General features: G+C 60.4%; 16 protein-coding genes. 9 read left to right on the forward strand and 7 right to left on the reverse strand.

What is annotated here, in order from left to right:
- Positions 1–8: 8 nt before the first annotated feature.
- The 4 genes from purL (at position 9) to AC3Y64_RS05040 (ending at position 6,199) form a co-directional block, all read left to right on the forward strand.
- Entirely contained in the window at positions 9–3,905 is a 3,897-nt protein-coding gene (gene purL / locus AC3Y64_RS05025; RefSeq protein ID WP_460107438.1) for a phosphoribosylformylglycinamidine synthase, read from the forward strand.
- Between the two features lie 5 nt (positions 3,906–3,910).
- A complete protein-coding gene (locus tag AC3Y64_RS05030) occupies positions 3,911–4,222 on the forward strand; it encodes a YqfO family protein (protein ID WP_158955933.1) in 312 nt (103 codons plus the stop codon).
- A 955-nt stretch (positions 4,223–5,177) separates the two neighbouring features.
- Entirely contained in the window at positions 5,178–5,540 is a 363-nt protein-coding gene (locus tag AC3Y64_RS05035) for a DUF6124 family protein (RefSeq protein ID WP_489986651.1), read from the forward strand.
- Between the two features lie 212 nt (positions 5,541–5,752).
- Positions 5,753–6,199 carry a hypothetical protein gene (locus AC3Y64_RS05040; protein WP_489986652.1) on the forward strand — a complete coding sequence of 149 codons (447 nt, stop codon included), beginning with the start codon at positions 5,753–5,755 and terminating at the stop codon, positions 6,197–6,199.
- 53 nt (positions 6,200–6,252) lie between these two features.
- Here AC3Y64_RS05040 and nagE read toward each other — a convergent pair whose 3' ends face one another.
- From nagE to AC3Y64_RS05075, 7 genes are all read right to left on the reverse strand, one after another.
- A complete protein-coding gene (gene nagE / locus AC3Y64_RS05045; protein ID WP_489986653.1) occupies positions 6,253–7,965 on the reverse strand; it encodes an N-acetylglucosamine-specific PTS transporter subunit IIBC in 1,713 nt (570 codons plus the stop codon).
- Between the two features lie 23 nt (positions 7,966–7,988).
- Positions 7,989–10,502 carry a phosphoenolpyruvate--protein phosphotransferase gene (gene ptsP, locus AC3Y64_RS05050; protein ID WP_489986654.1) on the reverse strand — a complete coding sequence of 838 codons (2,514 nt, stop codon included), beginning with the start codon at positions 10,500–10,502 and terminating at the stop codon, positions 7,989–7,991.
- A gap of 150 nt (positions 10,503–10,652) precedes the next feature.
- The gene (locus AC3Y64_RS05055; protein ID WP_489986655.1) at positions 10,653–11,675 is read right to left on the reverse strand and encodes an SIS domain-containing protein; all 1,023 of its coding nucleotides are present in this window, start codon (positions 11,673–11,675) and stop codon (positions 10,653–10,655) included.
- A complete protein-coding gene (nagA, locus tag AC3Y64_RS05060) occupies positions 11,656–12,762 on the reverse strand; it encodes an N-acetylglucosamine-6-phosphate deacetylase (protein ID WP_489986656.1) in 1,107 nt (368 codons plus the stop codon). Before nagA ends, AC3Y64_RS05055 begins: the two co-directional genes overlap by 20 nt.
- A gap of 24 nt (positions 12,763–12,786) precedes the next feature.
- The gene (locus AC3Y64_RS05065; RefSeq protein WP_489986657.1) at positions 12,787–13,518 is read right to left on the reverse strand and encodes a GntR family transcriptional regulator; all 732 of its coding nucleotides are present in this window, start codon (positions 13,516–13,518) and stop codon (positions 12,787–12,789) included.
- A gap of 283 nt (positions 13,519–13,801) precedes the next feature.
- Positions 13,802–14,317 carry a L,D-transpeptidase family protein gene (locus tag AC3Y64_RS05070; RefSeq protein ID WP_158955919.1) on the reverse strand — a complete coding sequence of 172 codons (516 nt, stop codon included), beginning with the start codon at positions 14,315–14,317 and terminating at the stop codon, positions 13,802–13,804.
- Positions 14,318–14,390: 73 nt separating this feature from the next.
- The gene (locus AC3Y64_RS05075) at positions 14,391–14,945 is read right to left on the reverse strand and encodes an NUDIX hydrolase (RefSeq protein ID WP_158955917.1); all 555 of its coding nucleotides are present in this window, start codon (positions 14,943–14,945) and stop codon (positions 14,391–14,393) included.
- Positions 14,946–15,091: 146 nt separating this feature from the next.
- On the opposite strand from AC3Y64_RS05075, the gene AC3Y64_RS05080 reads away from it, so the two are divergent.
- The 5 genes from AC3Y64_RS05080 to purT all read left to right on the forward strand — a co-directional run bounded on the left by AC3Y64_RS05080 (position 15,092) and on the right by purT (position 18,359).
- Positions 15,092–15,691, forward strand: a complete 600-nt coding sequence (locus AC3Y64_RS05080; RefSeq protein WP_462019419.1) for a CoA pyrophosphatase — start codon at positions 15,092–15,094, stop codon at positions 15,689–15,691.
- Between the two features lie 45 nt (positions 15,692–15,736).
- Positions 15,737–16,261 (forward strand): gamma carbonic anhydrase family protein, encoded by a 525-nt coding sequence (locus tag AC3Y64_RS05085; RefSeq protein ID WP_489986658.1) that lies wholly within the window; start codon positions 15,737–15,739, stop codon positions 16,259–16,261.
- Entirely contained in the window at positions 16,258–16,473 is a 216-nt protein-coding gene (locus AC3Y64_RS05090) for a DUF1289 domain-containing protein (protein ID WP_489986659.1), read from the forward strand. The genes AC3Y64_RS05085 and AC3Y64_RS05090 overlap by 4 nt, the downstream gene beginning before the upstream one ends.
- Before the next feature lie 136 nt (positions 16,474–16,609).
- Positions 16,610–17,077: a preQ0 transporter gene (locus AC3Y64_RS05095; protein WP_489986660.1), complete on the forward strand. Its 468-nt coding sequence runs from the start codon at positions 16,610–16,612 to the stop codon at positions 17,075–17,077.
- A 100-nt stretch (positions 17,078–17,177) separates the two neighbouring features.
- Positions 17,178–18,359 (forward strand): formate-dependent phosphoribosylglycinamide formyltransferase, encoded by a 1,182-nt coding sequence (purT, locus tag AC3Y64_RS05100; RefSeq protein ID WP_489986661.1) that lies wholly within the window; start codon positions 17,178–17,180, stop codon positions 18,357–18,359.
- The last annotated feature ends 40 nt before the right edge of the window (positions 18,360–18,399 follow it).

Below are 18,399 nucleotides of genomic sequence, written 5' to 3' on the forward strand. Positions count from 1 at the left end.
TCCCGAAGATGTTGATCCTGCGCGGCGCTCCTGCCCTTTCTGCCTTTCGCCACAGCAAACTCCTTGAGCAACTGAGCCAGAAGGTTCCAGCTGTCAGTGGCCTGTATGCTGAATTCGCTCACTTCGCCGAAGTCACCGGCGTCCTGACCGGCGACGAACAGCAGGTGCTTGCGCGCCTTCTGAAGTACGGTCCAAGCGTTCCGGTTCAAGAGCCGACCGGCCGTCTGTTTCTGGTGTTGCCGCGTTTCGGCACCATCTCGCCATGGTCGAGCAAGGCCAGCGATATCGCTCGCAACTGCGGCCTGAGCAAGATCCAGCGTCTGGAGCGCGGTATCGCCTTCTACGTGGCCGGTCAGTTCAGCGAAGCCGAAGCGCAGCAGATTGCCGACGTATTGCATGACCGCATGACCCAGATCGTGCTGGCCAATCTCGAGCAGGCCGCCGGTCTGTTCAGCCACGCCGAACCGAAGCCGTTGACGGCCATCGACATCCTTGGTGGCGGTCGCGCCGCGCTGGAAAAAGCCAACACCGAGCTTGGCCTGGCCCTGGCTGAAGACGAAATCGACTATCTGGTCGACGCCTTCAACGGCTTGAAGCGCAACCCGCACGACATCGAACTGATGATGTTCGCCCAGGCCAACTCCGAGCATTGCCGCCACAAGATCTTCAACGCCAGTTGGGATATTGATGGTGAGAACCAGGAAAAAAGCCTGTTCGGCATGATCAAGAACACCTACGTGATGCACAGCGAAGGCGTTCTGTCGGCTTATAAGGACAACGCCTCGGTGATCGTCGGCAACGTTGCCGGCCGTTTCTTCCCGAACCCTGAAACCCGCCAGTACGGCGCGGTGCAGGAGCCGGTGCACATCCTGATGAAGGTAGAGACTCACAACCACCCGACCGCGATCGCTCCGTTCCCGGGCGCGTCGACCGGTTCCGGCGGCGAGATCCGTGACGAAGGTGCAACCGGCCGTGGCGCCAAGCCGAAGGCTGGCCTGACCGGTTTCACCGTGTCGAACCTGCAGATCCCAGGCTTTGAACAGCCGTGGGAAGTGCCGTACGGCAAGCCTGAGCGCATCGTTACCGCGCTGGACATCATGATCGAAGGCCCGCTCGGCGGCGCTGCGTTCAACAACGAATTTGGTCGTCCGGCCCTGACTGGCTACTTCCGTACCTTCGAACAGTCGATCACCACTCCGCATGGTGACGAAGTTCGTGGTTACCACAAGCCGATCATGCTCGCTGGCGGCATGGGCAACATCCGCGAAGAACACGTCAAGAAAGGCGAGATCGTCGTTGGCTCCAAGCTGATCGTCCTTGGCGGCCCGGCGATGCTCATCGGTCTGGGCGGCGGCGCCGCTTCTTCGATGGCCACCGGCACCAGCTCGGCGGATCTGGACTTTGCTTCCGTACAGCGTGAAAACCCTGAGATGGAGCGTCGCTGCCAGGAAGTCATCGACCGTTGCTGGCAGCTGGGTGACAAGAACCCGATCAGCTTCATCCACGACGTCGGCGCGGGCGGTCTGTCCAACGCCTTCCCGGAACTGGTCAACGACGGCGACCGCGGTGGCCGTTTCGAACTGCGCAACATTCCTAACGACGAGCCGGGCATGGCCCCGCACGAAATCTGGTCCAACGAATCCCAGGAACGCTACGTTCTGGCGGTCGGCCCGGAAGATTTCGAGCGCTTCCAGGCGATCTGCGAACGCGAGCGTTGCCCGTTCGCCGTTGTCGGTGAAGCTACTGCCGAGCCACAACTGACCGTGACCGACAGCCACTTCGGCAACAACCCGGTGGACATGCCACTGGAAGTGTTGCTGGGCAAAGCCCCGCGCATGCACCGTTCGGTGGTTCGTGAAGCCGAGCTGGGCGATGACTTCGATCCGTCGAACCTCGACATCAGCGAATCCATCGAACGCGTTCTGCATCACCCGGCCGTGGCCAGCAAAAGCTTCCTGATCACCATCGGCGACCGCACCATCACCGGCCTCGTGGCCCGTGACCAAATGGTCGGCCCGTGGCAGGTTCCGGTGGCCGACGTTGCCGTCACCGCGACCAGCTTCGACGTCTACACCGGTGAAGCGATGGCGATGGGCGAGCGCACTCCGCTGGCACTGCTGGACGCTCCGGCGTCGGGCCGCATGGCCATCGGCGAAACGCTGACCAACATCGCTGCTTCGCGCATCAACAAGATTTCCGACATCAAACTGTCGGCGAACTGGATGTCGGCTGCCGGCCACCCGGGCGAAGACGCGCGTCTGTACGACACCGTGAAAGCGGTCGGTATGGAACTGTGCCCTGAGCTGGGCATCACCATTCCGGTGGGCAAGGACTCGATGTCCATGGCCACCCGTTGGAACGACAACGGCGAAGAAAAAACCGTGACCTCGCCGATGTCGCTGATCGTGACCGGTTTCGCGCCAGTGGCTGACATCCGTCAGACCCTGACCCCGGAACTGCGCATGGACAAGGGCACCACCGACCTGATCCTGATCGACCTCGGTCGCGGTCAGAACCGCATGGGTGCTTCGATCCTTGCTCAGACACACGGCAAGCTCGGCAAACACGCACCGGACGTCGATGACGCCGAAGACCTGAAAGCCTTCTTCGCCGTGATCCAGGGCCTCAACGCCGACGGTCACCTGCTGGCTTACCACGACCGTTCCGACGGTGGTCTGCTGACTTCCGTGGTGGAAATGGCTTTCGCCGGCCACTGCGGTCTGAGCCTGAACCTCGACAGCGTTGCCGAGTCCTCGGCCGAAATCGCTGCCATCCTGTTCAACGAAGAACTGGGTGCCGTCATCCAGGTTCGTCAGGACGCCACGCCAGACATCCTCGCGCAGTTCAGCGCGGCCGGTCTGGGCGACTGCGTGTCGGTGATCGGTCAGCCGATCAACAATGGCCAGATCAACATCACCTTCAACGGTGACACCGTGTTCGAAGGCCAGCGCCGTCTGCTGCAACGTCAGTGGGCCGAGACCAGCTATCAGATCCAGCGTCTGCGTGATAACGCCGACTGCGCCGAGCAAGAATTCGACGTGCTGCTGGAAGAAGACAACCCTGGCCTGAGCGTCAAGCTGAGCTACGACGTCAACCAGGACATCGCCGCGCCTTACATCAAGAAAGGCATTCGCCCACAGGTTGCCGTGCTGCGTGAGCAGGGCGTCAACGGTCAGGTGGAAATGGCGGCTGCGTTCGACCGCGCCGGTTTCAACGCGATCGACGTGCACATGAGCGATATTCTCGCTGGCCGTGTCGACCTGAACGAGTTCAAAGGTCTGGTGGCGTGCGGTGGTTTCTCCTACGGCGACGTTCTTGGCGCCGGTGAAGGTTGGGCCAAGTCGGCACTGTTCAACAGCCGCGCCCGCGATGCGTTCCAGGGTTTCTTCGAACGTAACGACAGCTTCACCCTCGGCGTGTGCAACGGTTGCCAGATGATGTCCAACCTGCACGAGCTGATCCCGGGCAGCGAGTTCTGGCCGCACTTCGTGCGTAACCGCTCCGAGCAGTTCGAAGCGCGCGTAGCGATGGTGCAGATCCAGGAATCGAACTCGATCTTCCTGCAGGGCATGGCCGGTTCGCGTATGCCGATCGCCATCGCTCACGGTGAAGGTCACGCCGAGTTCTCCAGCGAAGAAGCACTGCTGGAAGCCGATCTGTCCGGTTGCGTGGCGATGCGTTTCGTCGACAACCATGGCAAGGTCACCGAGCGTTATCCGGCCAACCCGAACGGTTCGCCGCGCGGGATTACCGGTCTCACCAGCCGTGATGGCCGTGTGACGATCATGATGCCGCACCCGGAGCGTGTGTTCCGTGCCGTGCAGAACTCGTGGCGTTCGGAAGACTGGAACGAGGACGCACCTTGGATGCGTATGTTCCGTAATGCTCGGGTCTGGGTTAACTAAGGCCTGTGTACAAGTTGGCGTTTTTTGTTCCTGACAGTCATGTCGAGGTGGTCAAAGGGGCTGTGTTCGCTGCGGGTGGTGGGCGGATCGGTGACTATGACCACTGTGCTTGGCAGGTGCTTGGGTCTGGTCAGTTTCGACCTTTGGACGGCAGTCAGCCGTTTATGGGTGAGGCGGGGCAGGTTGAGCGGGTTGAGGAATGGAAGGTTGAGCTTGTGGTGGCGGATGAGTTGATCGTTGCTGTTGTGGCGGCTTTGAAGCTTAGTCATCCCTACGAGACACCGGCTTATGAGGTGTGGCGGCTGGAAGATTTCTGATCTTCCTTGCGGCTGAAACAGGAAACCCGCAGATGAGTGATTGTCTGCGGGTTTTTTGTTGCCCCCGATTTTGTGGGTGATCTCATTCCACTGTGGGAGCTGGCTTGCCAGCGATGGCGCCCTGACAGGCGGCCATGTTCTGGCTGACTGGGTGAATATCCGTTTCTTCGGTTGCTGCGGCTGACGGTTTCGCTCTTACAGCGAGTCCCTTTGGCAAACGCCCCAGAGGAACCAAAGGTCTGTGCCCCAACGTTCGGCCCACTCGCTAAGGCTCGGGGTTCCTTCGCTCCGCAATTCATCCGGGCGCATCGCCTCCGGTTTGCTTCGCTGCACCTCCTCTCGATGCATTTGGCTGCGCCAAACGGTCGCTGCGCTCCCACCCCCGGATAAATCCCTCCACTCAGCCTGCCGACGGGGCCGGTGGATCAAGATCAAAAGCCGCAGCCGAGCTTGCGCTCATCCTGTGTAGGAGCTGCCGACGGCTGCGATCTTCTGATCTTGATTTTGTCGGAGCTGGCTTGCCAGCGATGGCGGCCCGCCAGCCGACCAATCTCTGTCTGAATGTACCTTCTCCAACTGTGGGAGCTAGCCCTGCTGGCGATGGCGCCAGTCCAGTCACCAAAGAAATCTGATCTGTTTAAATCTGTGTCGAATTCGCCGAACCTTCCCACATGGTTTTCAGGTTGTCCGTCGGACGCTCGCTCTCTAGTCTTTGCCTGTCGCTGCCAATTCAGCGACCGGGAGGTGAGATACCCGATTTGGATCCCCAGACAAGTGCCCCCATAATTGCGGCCAGCTAATGCTGTCAGCAATTCCTTATGGCGGCTATGTACGGGCGGACTTCGGTCCGGCCGGTTTTGGGGTTCTATCGGTGATCTCACTCCGTACATGGCTGCCACCTCTTCTTCGAGTGAGATCGGGAGCAAGTGGCTGCAACACTTAAAGGACTTGTTCGATGGACAAACTGATCCCCGATCCACCCCCCGACACCACCACCCCACTCGAAGCCGCCATCCACGCCGAAGACCTCGCCAAAAACCGCGAAGCCATCAAACGCGCCCTCGATTTCTACCTCAGCCCCGAACCCTTCAAACCCCGACAACCCAGCACCATGTTCCTCGTCCACCCCAGCGTCGACACCGAAAGCCTGCTCGCCCACGCCTGTGAGTCGTTGGCCTCAGCCAACGCCATGGCCAGCAACTTCGCAACCGAGCTAGGCGGCTTGCAACGCAGCACGGCACTGGCCATCCAGCAAATCATCATGCTCGCCGAACTCGCGGTAAACCGGGCGCTGGATCGAGTCGATCCGCAAACCTGACGACCGCGTCATCGTTCATCGCCAGCAGGCTGGCTCCCACAAGGTCGTGCACGATTTTGAGAACAGTGAAGAACCTGTGGGAGCCTGGCTTGCCAGCGATGACGGCCTGAAAGTCAACCGGTTCTCGAAGCCTCAACACAACTAAAACTGTGGGAGCGAGCTTGCTCGCGAAGCTCTTCTGACTAAGCTGCAAGACTATCTGGAGAAAGCAGATGACGAAGCTGAATGACGCTCACGTCCTCTCATCCGCATTAGACACTCTCGTTAGAAGCCCTCTGAATCAGGCCGATGACGTTGCACTAGTGAGGGCTGCGAAAGAAGTCTGGTACTCGGATTCAAATGTTGAAAGCGAGGTGAAGGCCTTTCTGAAACATCATAGCGATGACATTGAACGTCGCCGCGCCGCCTACCTGTTGGAGCGATTTACGCGTTTCTCGTGTGTCTCGGATACCCGCGTATTGGAAACGCTTCATGCGTTGGAGCTTTTCGCACACTCGACACCGAAGCAGGATGTTGAGCCTCAAACGAAGGTTTCATTACGCAATCGCAAAGATGAATTGGCCGTCTCTTGGGGGTTAGCAGAAAGTCTTGGATTGAAGGTTCAAACACTGATGCCATTTCAGACCCGCCATTACCAAGCGGAACAGCATTCATCCTGAGCCGAATTTGTTGGTGATGAAAAACCCGGCCTAAGCCGGGTTTTTTGTGTCGATTAAACCTTCACGCTAACTTCGCTACGACTCACCAGGCTTTCCAGTGCCCCACTCAAACTCGCCGCCTTATCGCCCACCAGCAAATGCCAAACCCCACCCTCCAACTGGCTGACACCGTGACAACCCAAATCCTTCAACTGCGCCTCAGACATCGCCTTGCCATCCGCCAGTTGCAACCGAATCCGCGTCATCGCAATACAATCCAGTTGCAGCACATTGTCGCCACCGCCCAATGCGTTCAGCCATTGCTGCGCCTCGGAACCGGCAACGGCCATAACTTTCGGCTCATCAGCAACAGCCGTTTCAACCAAAACTGCACGCCCCAGCGCTGGCATCGCCAAGCGAATCTCATCGGCAATGCTGTCCGCCATCGGCCCGACCACAACCTGCAAACTCCCGCCTTTGCCCGGACGCACAACCGCCATCGCGCCCAGCGCTTTCAGATCAGCATCCGAAGCCTTGTTGCGATCGACCATCTCCAGTCGCAACCGCGTGGTGCAGGCGCCAACTGTCAGCAGATTTTCAGCGCCGCCCAATGCCTTGATGTAAGCACTGGCCCGTTCGTTTTCAGTGAGCACCGCTTTCTCGGCAGTAGCCACATCCTCACGCCCCGGCGTTTTCAGATTGAAGCGACGAATGCAGAAGTCGAAGACGACGTAGTAGATCACCGCGTAGGCGAGACCGACCGGGAACACCAACCACCCATTGGTGGATTTGCCCCAGCCGAGAATCATGTCGATAAAACCACCGGAGAAGGTGAAGCCCAAATGGATGTTCAACCCGTTGGTAATCGCCATCGATAACCCTGTCAGCAGCGCGTGCAGTAGATACAGCAGCGGTGCCAGAAACATGAAGGCGAATTCGATCGGCTCGGTCACCCCGGTCAAAAACGACGTCAGCGCCATCGACAGGAAAATCCCGCCCATGACTTTGCGGCGTTCCGGCAGTGCGTTGCGGTACATCGCCAGGCACGCGGCCGGCAGGCCGAAGATCATCATCGGGAACATGCCGGTCATGAACTGGCCGCCCTTCGGATCGCCAGCGAAGTAGCGCGACAGGTCGCCGGTCACTAGCGCACCGGTGGTTGGATCGGTGAAGTTGCCGAACACGAACCACGCCATGTTGTTGAGAATGTGGTGCAGGCCGGTGACGATCAGCAGGCGGTTGAACACGCCAAACACGAACGCGCCGATGCTGCCGCTTTCCATCATCAGCGCGCCGAAGGCGTTGATGCCGTGCTGGATCGGCGGCCAGATGTAGCCGAACACCACGCCCAGACCGACCGCCGCAAACCCGGTGACAATCGGCACAAATCGCCGACCGCCGAAGAATGCGAGGTACTCCGGCAACTTGATGTCCTTGAAACGGTTGTACAGCGCGCCCGCCATCAGGCCGCTGACAATACCGGCGAGCATGCCCATGTTGATGGTCGAATCGAGCACCTTGAGCGTCGAGATCATCACCAGATAACCGATCACCCCGGCCAGGCCAGCGGTGCCATTGTTGTCCTTGGCGAAACCGACGGCGATGCCGATGGCGAAGATCATCGCCAGGTTGGCGAAGATCACTTGGCCGGCGTCGTGAATGATCGCGATGTTCAGCAGGTCGGTGTCACCCAGACGCAGGAGCAGGCCGGCAATCGGCAGGATCGCGATCGGCAGCATCAGCGCGCGGCCGAGGCGTTGCAGGCCTTCGATGAAGAGTTGGTACATGGCGTTTGTCCTTGTTGTTTTTGTTAGCGCAGAGGCCAATGTTGATGACAGGCGTGGCGCACGGCGGCGGCGCTGCTCAATTTGAGCAGGTCGCGGCTGAGGCGCTGGCATTCGGCTTCGTGCACCTGGCGCACGCGATCCTTGATCTCACCGATCTGCACCGGGCTGACCGACAGTTCGCTGACGCCCAGGCCGATCAACACCGGCGTGGCCAGCGGATCGGAGGCGAGGGCGCCGCACACACCCACCCAACGCTTATGCACCGCCGCGCCTTCGCAGGTCATGGCGATCAGCCGCAGTAGCGCCGGGTGCAAGGCGTCGACGCGGGCGGCCAGACCGGCGTGATCGCGATCCATGGCCAGGGTGTATTGCGACAGATCGTTGGTGCCGATGGAGAGGAAGTCGGCGTGCTCGGCGAGTTGTTCGGCTTGCAGCGCGGCGGCGGGGACTTCGATCATCACGCCGATTTCCGGGCGCTGGCTCACGCCGAGCTCGATACACAGCGCATCCACGCGTTGGCGAATGTGCAGCAGCTCGTCGACTTCGGTGACCATCGGCAGCAGGATTCGGCAGCGGTGCAGCGGGCTGACTTGCAGCAGCGCGCGCAATTGCTGATCGAGGATTTCCGGGCGGGCCTGAGCCAGACGAATGCCGCGCAGACCGAGTACCGGGTTGGCCTCGATGGGCAGTGGCAGGTAGTCGAGTTGCTTGTCGCCGCCGACGTCGATGGTGCGGATGATCACCGACTTATCGCCCATCGCATCGATCACGACTTGATAGGCGCAGCGCTGTTCCTCGACATCCGGCGCGGTCTGGCGATCGACGAAGAGAAACTCGGTGCGCAGCAGACCGACGCCATCGGCACCGTTGGCAAAGGCATCGGCTGCTTCAGCGCTGGAGGCGACGTTGGCGACGACTTCGATGTGCACGCCATTTCGCGTTTCGGCGGGCAAGTGAGCCTTGGCTTGTTGCGCATCGCGACGCTGCTGACGGTCGATTTGCGCCTGCTTAACTTCAGACAAACGTTCAGCATTTGTTGCCAGTTCGAGACGTCCACCGTCAGCGTCGAGCACTACTGATTGGCCTTGCGGCTGATCAAGCAACGCCGAGCCCAGCGCCACCATGCACGGCAGACCTTTACCGCGAGCGAGAATCGCCACATGCGAAGTCGCGCCACCCTCGGCCATGCACAACCCGGCGACGCCTTGGGCGCTGAGTTGCAGCAGATCCGAGGGCGTCAGCTCATGCGCGGCAACGATGGCGCCGGCCGGAACGTCGTAGTGCCAGGCTTCGCCGAGCAATGCGCGCAGAACACGTTGTTTGAGATCGCGCAGATCATTGGCGCGCTCGGCCAGCAGTGCGCTGCCGGTGTGTTGCAGCACTTCGCACTGCACATCAATCGACTGGCTCCAGGCGTGAGTTGCCGCAGCGCCTTGTTCGATGGATTGTTGTGCGGCGTCGAGCAGTGCCGGGTCTTCGAGCAGTGCCAGATGCGCGGCGAAGATTGCTTCTTCGTCGGCGTTCTTGTGCTGTTTCGCTTGGGCGAGGGTGCTGTTGATTTCGTTGCGCACCAGAGTTAGCGCCGCATCGAGCACCTGCTGTTGTTGCAGCGGATCGTGATTGCCCGCATCCATTGGCAGACTGATCGCGTTCAAGCGAAACAGCGGCCCGCCGACCAGTCCTGGCGCAGCGCACACGCCGTGCAACACACCCGCTTCGGCTGGGCGCTTAACCGGCGCAACACTGACTGGTACCGCCGCGTGATGATCCTCCGGCAGCGCCGTCGCCAATGCCGTGAGCAATGCTTGCAGCGCCGCTTCCGCATCCGGGCCCTGACAGCTGACCTGCACTTCATCCTGCTCGCCCACTGCCAGGCCCATCAAACCGATGAGGCTGTTGCACGGCGCCGATTTGCCGGCGAAGTGCAGTTGCGACTGGCTGTTGAAACCCTGCGCAGTTTGCCGAATCAACGCGGCAGGGCGCGCATGCAAACCACCGCGATGGGCCACTAACACATGCCCGTGAACTTCTGGCCCGCCAACCTCTGCAACATTCGCCGTCAAACCGTTGCGCGCCACAATGTGCAGCAGCGGGTCGCCGACTTTCACCGATTTCAGCGTGATCGGCCGCACCTGAAAATCCTGGCTGTTGGTCAGGATCAACAGGCTGACCAGGCTTTTGCATTGCTGGCCGACCTTGTCGAGGTCATAGCGCAACAACGGCTGACCCTTGGTCACGCGGCCACCTTGCTTGACCAGCATCGAGAAACCTTCGCCGTTCAACTCAACGGTGTCGAGGCCCAGGTGCAGGAGGATTTCCGCGCCATTGTCGGCGCGCACGGTGAGTGCGTGGCCGGTACGCGCGACGTGGATGATCACCCCGGCGCACGGCGAGTACAGCGTGTCGTTGAGCGGGTCGATGGCGATGCCGTCACCCATCGCGCCGCTGGCGAACACCGCGTCCGGGACTTTGGCGAGCGTGAGCACCGGGCCGCTGAGCGGGGCGCTGAGGGTCAGCTCTTTATTGTTGTTGTGCATGGCTCGGTCTCATCGGTTAGATCTCGGTTCGATGTCCCCTGTAGGAGCTGCCGCAGGCTGCGATCTTTTGATCTTGTGTTTCTGTGAATCAAAATCAAAAGATCGCAGCCTTCGGCAGCTCCTACAGGGTTGTGCATCAATCAGCAGTTGTTAGTGCGTGCGGGTAACTTTGCTTAGGTGACGCGGCTGATCCGGGTCCATGCCACGGGTCACGGCCAGGCCGGCAGCCATCACGTAGAAACTCTGGATCGCCAGAATCGGATCAAGGGCCGGGTGTTCGGCGCGGGTCAGGGTCAGGTCGCGTTCGCTCACATCGTCCGGCGCGGCCAGCAACACACGGGCGCCGCGTTGACGCATTTCGGCTGCCAGGCTCAACAAGCCAGCCTGCTCGGCACCGCGTGGGGCGAAGACCAGCAGCGGATAGTGTTCGTCGATCAATGCCATCGGGCCGTGACGAACTTCGGCGCTGCTGAACGCTTCGGCCTGAATTGCCGAGGTTTCCTTGAATTTCAGCGCCGCTTCCTGAGCGATGGCGAAACCGGCGCCACGGCCGATGACCATCAAACGCTCGCAATCGCGCAGCGCTTCGATGGCGACGCTCCAGTCTTGTTGGGCGGCTTCGCGCAGGCCTTCGGGCAGGGCGTTGCCGGCCTCGAGCAATTCGCTGTCCTCTTTCCAGTGCGCGATCAAGCGGGCGCTGGCGCTGAGGGTGGCGATAAAACTCTTGGTCGCGGCGACACTGCTTTCCGTCCCCGCGAGCAGCGGCAGGCTGAATTCACATGCCGCTTCCAGTGGCGAATCGGCGGCGTTGACCATCGACACACTGAGCGCGCCGCGCTTGCGCAGCAGACGCAGACTGTTGACCAGATCCGGGCTCTGCCCCGATTGCGAAAAGGCGAAGGCGACCTGACCGCTGACTTTCAACGGCGCCTGCTGCATGGTCACCACCGACATCGGCAACGACGCTACCGGTACGCCCAGTTGCTGCATGGTCAGATAAGCGAAATAGCTCGCCGCGTGGTCGGAGCTGCCACGCGCGACGGTCATCGCCACTTGCGGCGGCTGACGGCGCAGGCGCCCGGCGATCTCGATCATTTGCGGGTCGAGCTGTTGCAGCTGGGCTTGCACGGCCTCAAACGAGGACAGTGCCTCCTCAAGCATTTTTGAAGTCAATGTCTTCTCCTTCGACCATGACGGCGGTCAGTGTGAGTGAGCGATCGAGCCGCACGCAGTCGGCCCAGGCCCCGGGTTGCAGGCGCCCGCGTTCGTTGATGCCGAGGTAGTCGGCGGGGAATTGCGAAAGACGTTGCGAAGCCTCGGCAATCGGCAAACCAATCTTCACCAGGTTGCGCAGGGCCTGATCCATGGTCAGGGTGCTGCCGGCGAGCGTGCCGTCGGGCAGGCGCACGCCGCCCAGGCATTTGGTCACGGTGTGGCTGCCCAGTTTGTATTCACCGTCGGGCATGCCGGCGGCAGCGGTCGAATCGGTCACGCAATACAGGCACGGTATCGAGCGCAGGGCCACGCGGATCGCGCCGGGATGCACGTGGAGCAAATCCGGAATCAATTCGGCGAATTTGGCGTGGGCCAATGCCGCGCCGACGATGCCCGGCTCGCGGTGATGCAACGGGCTCATGGCGTTATAAAGGTGAGTGAAACTGGTCGCGCCGGCATCCAGTGCGGCAACGCCTTCCTCATAACTGCCGAGGGTGTGGCCGATCTGCATGCGCACACCACGGCTGCTCAGTTCGCGAATCAACGCGTCGTGGCCGGCGATTTCCGGGGCGATAGTGATCACCCGGATTGGCGCCAGTGCCAGATATTCTTCGACCTCGGCCATCAACGCGGTGTGGGCAAAGTTCGGTTGCGCACCGAGTTTGCCGGGGTTGATGTACGGGCCTTCGAGGTGGACGCCGAGGACGCGCGCGGCACCTTTCGGACGCTGTTCGCAGAATTCTCCGACTTCCTTCAGGACGCTGGAGATCTCGGCACTCGGCGCGGTCATGGTGGTGGCCAGCAGCGACGTAGTGCCGAAACGCACATGGGTCTTGGTGATGGTTTCGAACGCGCTGGCGCCTTCCATGATGTCTTTGCCGCCGCCGCCGTGAACGTGCAGATCGATGAAGCCGGGCAGCAGATACGGCAAGTCATTGCTCGCTGGATCGCAGGACACGCCTTCGATCGCCACGACTTTGCCGTGCTCGTGGATCAGCCGGCCGCGAATCCAGCCGTCAGCGGTGAGGATGTTGTCTTCGGACATTTTGATTCTCGCTTTTGGCTGCTCTTATCGACGCAGCTCTGCAACAAAGTCGTAGTAGTCGTTGCGGCAATAGGTGTCGGTGACTTCGATGGGTGTGTTGTCTTCGAGGTAGCCGACCCGGGTCATCAGCAGCATCGCGGTGCCGGGGGCGATGCCAACCAGCGCGGCGAACTCGTCCGAGGCGTTGATCGCCTGGATGTGCTGCAGGGCGCGGACGATCGGTTTGCCGATACCGTCGAGGTATTCGTAAAGCGAATCGCCGACCTGTTGCGGCTTGGGCATGATCGCGGCGGGCAGGGTGCTCATTTCGATGGCCATGACCGTGTCATCGGCTTTGCGCAGACGCTTCATGCGCGCGACCTTGTCGTTCGGCGACAGGCCGAGGCGGATCAATTCTTCGTGAGTCGGCAGGGTGATTTCGCGTTCCAGCCATTGCGAACTGGGCACAAAGCCTTTCAAGCGCAGCATCTCGCTGAACCCGGAAAGGCGCGACAACGGTTGTTCAAGACGTGGCGTGATGAACGTGCCGGAACCTTGCAGGCGACGGATCAGCCCTTGATCGAGGAGCACTTCCAACGCTTTGCGTGCGGTGACTCGGGAAATGCCGAGCAACTCGCTGAGGTTGCGCTCCGAAGGCATCGCCTGCTCGGACTTCCACTGGCCGGCATGGATGGCGGCTTCAAGGTTGCGCGCCAGTTGCAGGTACAACGGTGTCGGTTGAGTGTCGTCGGGGCGTAAGGCCTGGAGGTCATTCATGTCAGTCGTTTCCGGCACCGATGTAGGATTGTTTTAAGTCGGCTGTCGGGCGAAAACTAATACCACTTGAATACCATGTCAATGCGGTGAAATCGGCTGTAGCCCGCGAATATCGGGGCTTTGAGGGGTGGTGGTTTTAAGTGGTATTACAGGCGGGTGCTGAAAAGCAAAAGATCGCAGCCTTCGGCAGCTCCTACAGGTTGAAGTGGTATCACCTCTGTAGAAGTTGCCGCTGGCTGCGATCTTTTGATTTATTTTTTTGCGGGTGACCAGCGGTCGGAGTTTACGGGCGGATTTCGATCATGGTGCCGTCCGGCACCATGTTCCACACTTCGCGCATGTCGACGTTGCGCATGGCGATGCAGCCATCGGTCCAGTCCAGGGTGTGGAACAGGTTTTCCGGGTTGTCTGCCGAATCCGGCGTGCCATGGATCATGATCATCCCGCCAGGCTCGACGCCTTCGCGGCGGGCGCGGGCCGAATCGGTGATGTTCGGGTAGGAGATGTGCATCGACAGGTTGAATTTGTCGCTGGTCTTGCGCCAGTCGATCCAATAGAAACCTTCCGGCGTGCGTTTGTCGCCTTCAATCAGTTTCGGGCCTTTTTTCGCGCCCTTGCCCAAGGAGATGCGATAGGTCTTGAGTGGCTTGCCGTCGGCGATCAACTGCAGTTGATGAGCCGATTTGAGCACCAGGACTTTCTCGATGAGCGGGGTATTCGCAGGCGTCACGGTAGTCACGAATGACGCTTGGGAGACGGTAACGAACGACAGGCAGAACAGGGCAAGCAACCAGCGCATTGAAACGATTCCCCAAGAGTGAAGCAAACAGGTTTTGTGTAGGAGCTGCCGCAGGCTGCGATCTTTTGATCTTCTAACCGACAATCACCGGCTGCACCAGCGGAGGAATCGATTCCGAACGAACCGGATACGTCTCAACACGCCGATCAGCGAAGAAGCATTCTAAGGTACGCCCCACCGTGCGGAAAGCCAGCTCGTCCCAGGGAATGTCGGCTTCGTCGAATAGTTGCACTTCAAGGCTCTCGGGGCCGGCGGCAAAGTCGAGATCCACCAGCTCGGCGCGAAAGAATACATGCACCTGACTGATGTGCGGCACGTCGATCAGCGTGTAGATGCTCAGGTTGCGTACGCGGGCGCAAGCTTCTTCAGCCGTTTCACGAATCGCGGCTTGCTCGATGGTCTCGCCGTTCTCCATGAAACCCGCGGGCAATGTCCAGTAGCCGAGGCGCGGCTCGATGGCGCGACGGCACAACAGCACTTTCGTGCCCCAGGTCGGCACGCAGCCGGCGACAATATTGGGGTTCTGATAGTGAATGGTCTGACAGCTGTCACAGACAAATCGCAGCCGCGAATCGCCTTCGGGAATGCGTTGGGTGACCGGGTTACCGCAGTGGCTGCAAAATTTCATGCTGGGGTTCCTGAATGCTGCGCCTATCTTGGCGTGCAGCGGTGTCGGTCGGCAAGTTGTCGTTTCGCGACATGGCGAGTTTCGGGGCTTGGGCGGCCGCAATGATTGGTGCATGATGCAGGGTAAGGCACTGATCGAGAACACTCATGCTGGACGAGCTACTGCATCGGGTAAGCAACCACACACCGCGCACGCTGGAGACCGACAAACGTTTCCCCGAGGCCGCCGTTCTGGTGCCGATCACCCGCAGTGACGAGCCGGAACTGGTATTGACCTTGCGCGCCAGCGGGCTCTCGACCCACGGCGGCGAAGTCGCTTTCCCCGGTGGCCGCCGCGATCCCGAGGATCCGGATCTGATCTTCACCGCGCTGCGCGAAGCGGAAGAGGAGATCGGTCTGCCGCCGGGACTGGTCGAAGTCATCGGCCCGCTCAGTCCGTTGATCTCCCTGCACGGTATCAAGGTCACGCCTTATGTTGGCGTGATCCCCGATTTCGTCGAGTATCAGGCCAATGATGCCGAGATCGCCGCCGTCTTCAGCGTACCGCTGGAATTCTTCCGCAAAGACCCCCGCGAACACACCCATCGCATCGACTATCAAGGTCGCAGCTGGTACGTGCCGAGCTATCGCTATGGCGAGTACAAGATCTGGGGGCTGACGGCGATCATGATTGTCGAGTTGATCAATCTGCTCTATGACGCCAAGATCAGCCTGCACCAACCGCCTAAAAGCTTTATCAACACCTAAGCCATCGTTCGAATGGCCGCTACCGTGAGCCCTGAGGAAAACAAGATGAAATACCGCTTGGGCGACGCCCGTGTCGAGACCCATCCACAGAGCTGGGTCGCCCCCAATGCCGTGCTGGTGGGCAAGGTCAAACTGGAAGAGGGCGCCAGCGTCTGGTTCAACGCCGTGCTGCGCGGCGACAACGAACTGATCCTGATCGGCAAGAACAGCAACGTGCAGGACGGCACCGTGATGCACACCGACATGGGCTATCCGCTGACCATCGGCACCGGCGTGACCATCGGCCACAACGCCATGCTGCATGGTTGTACCGTCGGCGATTACAGCCTGATCGGTATCAACGCGGTGATTCTCAATGGCGCGAAGATCGGCAAGAACTGCATCATCGGCGCCAATTCGCTGATCGGTGAGAACAAGGAAATTCCTGACGGCTCGCTGGTAATGGGCTCACCGGGCAAGGTGGTACGTGAGCTCACCGAACCGCAGAAGAAGATGCTTGAGGCCAGCGCCGCCCACTATGTGCATAACTCTCAGCGTTATGCGCGCGATCTGGTTGAGCAAGAAGAATGACGACCCCCGAAAGACCCGTCGCCTCGCCCTGCGTGAATATTTGTGCGCTTGATGAGGATGACATCTGTACTGGCTGCCAGCGTACGGTGGCAGAAATTACCCGCTGGGGCCGCATGACCAATGACGAGCGCCGCTCGGTGCTGGGGTTGTGTCATGAGCGGGCGAAGGCCAGTGGGTTGGTGTGGATGATTGGGTCAGCCCCGCACAAGTAGCCAAGATCAAAAGATTGCAGCCTTCGGCAGCTCCTACACAGGAACGCATTTCAAATGTAGGCGCTGCCGAAGGCTGCGATCTTTTGATTCTGCTGCGTCTACAGTAACCTGTGCGCCAAATTGACAGGTCGCCCGCATGATTTTCCTCATCGCCTACATCAGCAGCGTCGTGCTGATCAACTTCGCCTTCTCCACTGCGCCACACCTGGACATCATCTGGTCGGCCTGGGGCGGTCTGGTGTTCATACTGCGCGACATGGTGCAAACCCGTTTCGGTCACGGTGCGCTGGTGGCGATGCTGGCGGCTTTGGTGCTGTCTTATGTCACTTCCGATCCGTCCATCGCGTTGGCCAGCGCCACGGCCTTCGCGGTGTCGGAGATCATCGACTGGCTGGTGTTCAGCATCACCAAACGGCCGTTGCGCGACCGCTTGTGGATCAGTTCGGCGCTGAGCATTCCCCTCGACACCTTCATCTTCTTCGGCATGATCGACCTGATGACGCCACCCGTGATCATCACGGCGCTGCTGTCGAAATTCGCCGGCGTCACCGCCGTCTGGCTGATCATGGCCTGGCGCGATCGCAAACAGGCCGTCGCCGGCTGAAGCCAAAGCCTCAGGTTCATGTAAAATGCCGCGCTTTCTCCCCATGGAAAGCACGTCTGGCGTTGCTTTCCTCGATGATCCGCTTCTTTGAGGACCTGAGATGACCCGTATCGGAACTCCATTGTCGCCAACCGCGACCCGCGTATTGCTGTGTGGCTGTGGTGAGTTGGGCAAGGAAGTGGTGATCGAGCTGCAACGCCTGGGCGTTGAAGTGATCGCCGTTGACCGCTACGCCAACGCGCCGGCCATGCAAGTCGCCCATCGCAGCCACGTGATCAACATGCTCGACGGCGCTGCCCTGCGTGCCGTGATCGAAGCCGAGAAGCCGCACTTCATCGTGCCGGAAATCGAAGCCATCGCCACTGCCACTCTGGTTGAACTGGAAGCCGAAGGCTTCACCGTGATCCCGACCGCGCGTGCCGCGCAACTGACCATGAACCGTGAAGGCATCCGTCGCCTGGCCGCCGAAGAGCTGGACCTGCCGACCTCGCCGTATCACTTTGCCGACACGGTCGAGGACTACAGCAAAGCCGTCGAAGACCTGGGTTTCCCATGCGTGGTCAAACCGGTGATGAGTTCGTCGGGCAAGGGTCAGAGCCTGCTGCGCAGTGCCGATGACGTGCAGAAAGCCTGGGATTACGCGCAAGAAGGCGGTCGCGCCGGCAAAGGTCGGGTGATCATCGAAGGCTTCATCGATTTCGACTATGAAATCACCCTGCTGACCGTGCGCCACGTTGGCGGCACCACGTTCTGTGCGCCAGTTGGTCACCGTCAGGAGAAGGGCGACTATCAGGAATCCTGGCAGCCACAAGCCATGAGCCCGATTGCTCTGGCTGAATCCGAGCGCGTTGCCAAAGCCGTAACCGAGGCGCTGGGTGGCCGGGGTCTGTTCGGCGTCGAGCTGTTCATCAAAGGTGATCAGGTGTGGTTCAGCGAAGTCTCGCCGCGCCCGCACGACACCGGTCTGGTGACGCTGATTTCCCAGGATCTGTCGCAGTTCGCCCTGCACGCTCGCGCCATTCTGGGCCTGCCGGTGCCGCTGATCCGTCAGTTCGGGCCATCGGCTTCGGCGGTGATTCTGGTGGAAGGGCAGTCGACGCAGACGGCATTCGCCAATCTGGGTGCTGCGTTGAGCGAGCCGGACACGGCACTGCGTCTGTTTGGCAAGCCAGAAGTGAATGGTCAGCGCCGCATGGGCGTCGCGCTGGCGCGGGATGAGTCGATCGAGGCTGCTCGTGCCAAAGCGACCCGTGCTGCTCAGGCGGTTGTTGTAGAGCTGTAAACCGCGTCGCGGCATTCGCTAGCAGGGCTAGCTCCCACAT

The organism is Pseudomonas sp. 4CAES_32.4 (assembly GCF_058136335.1).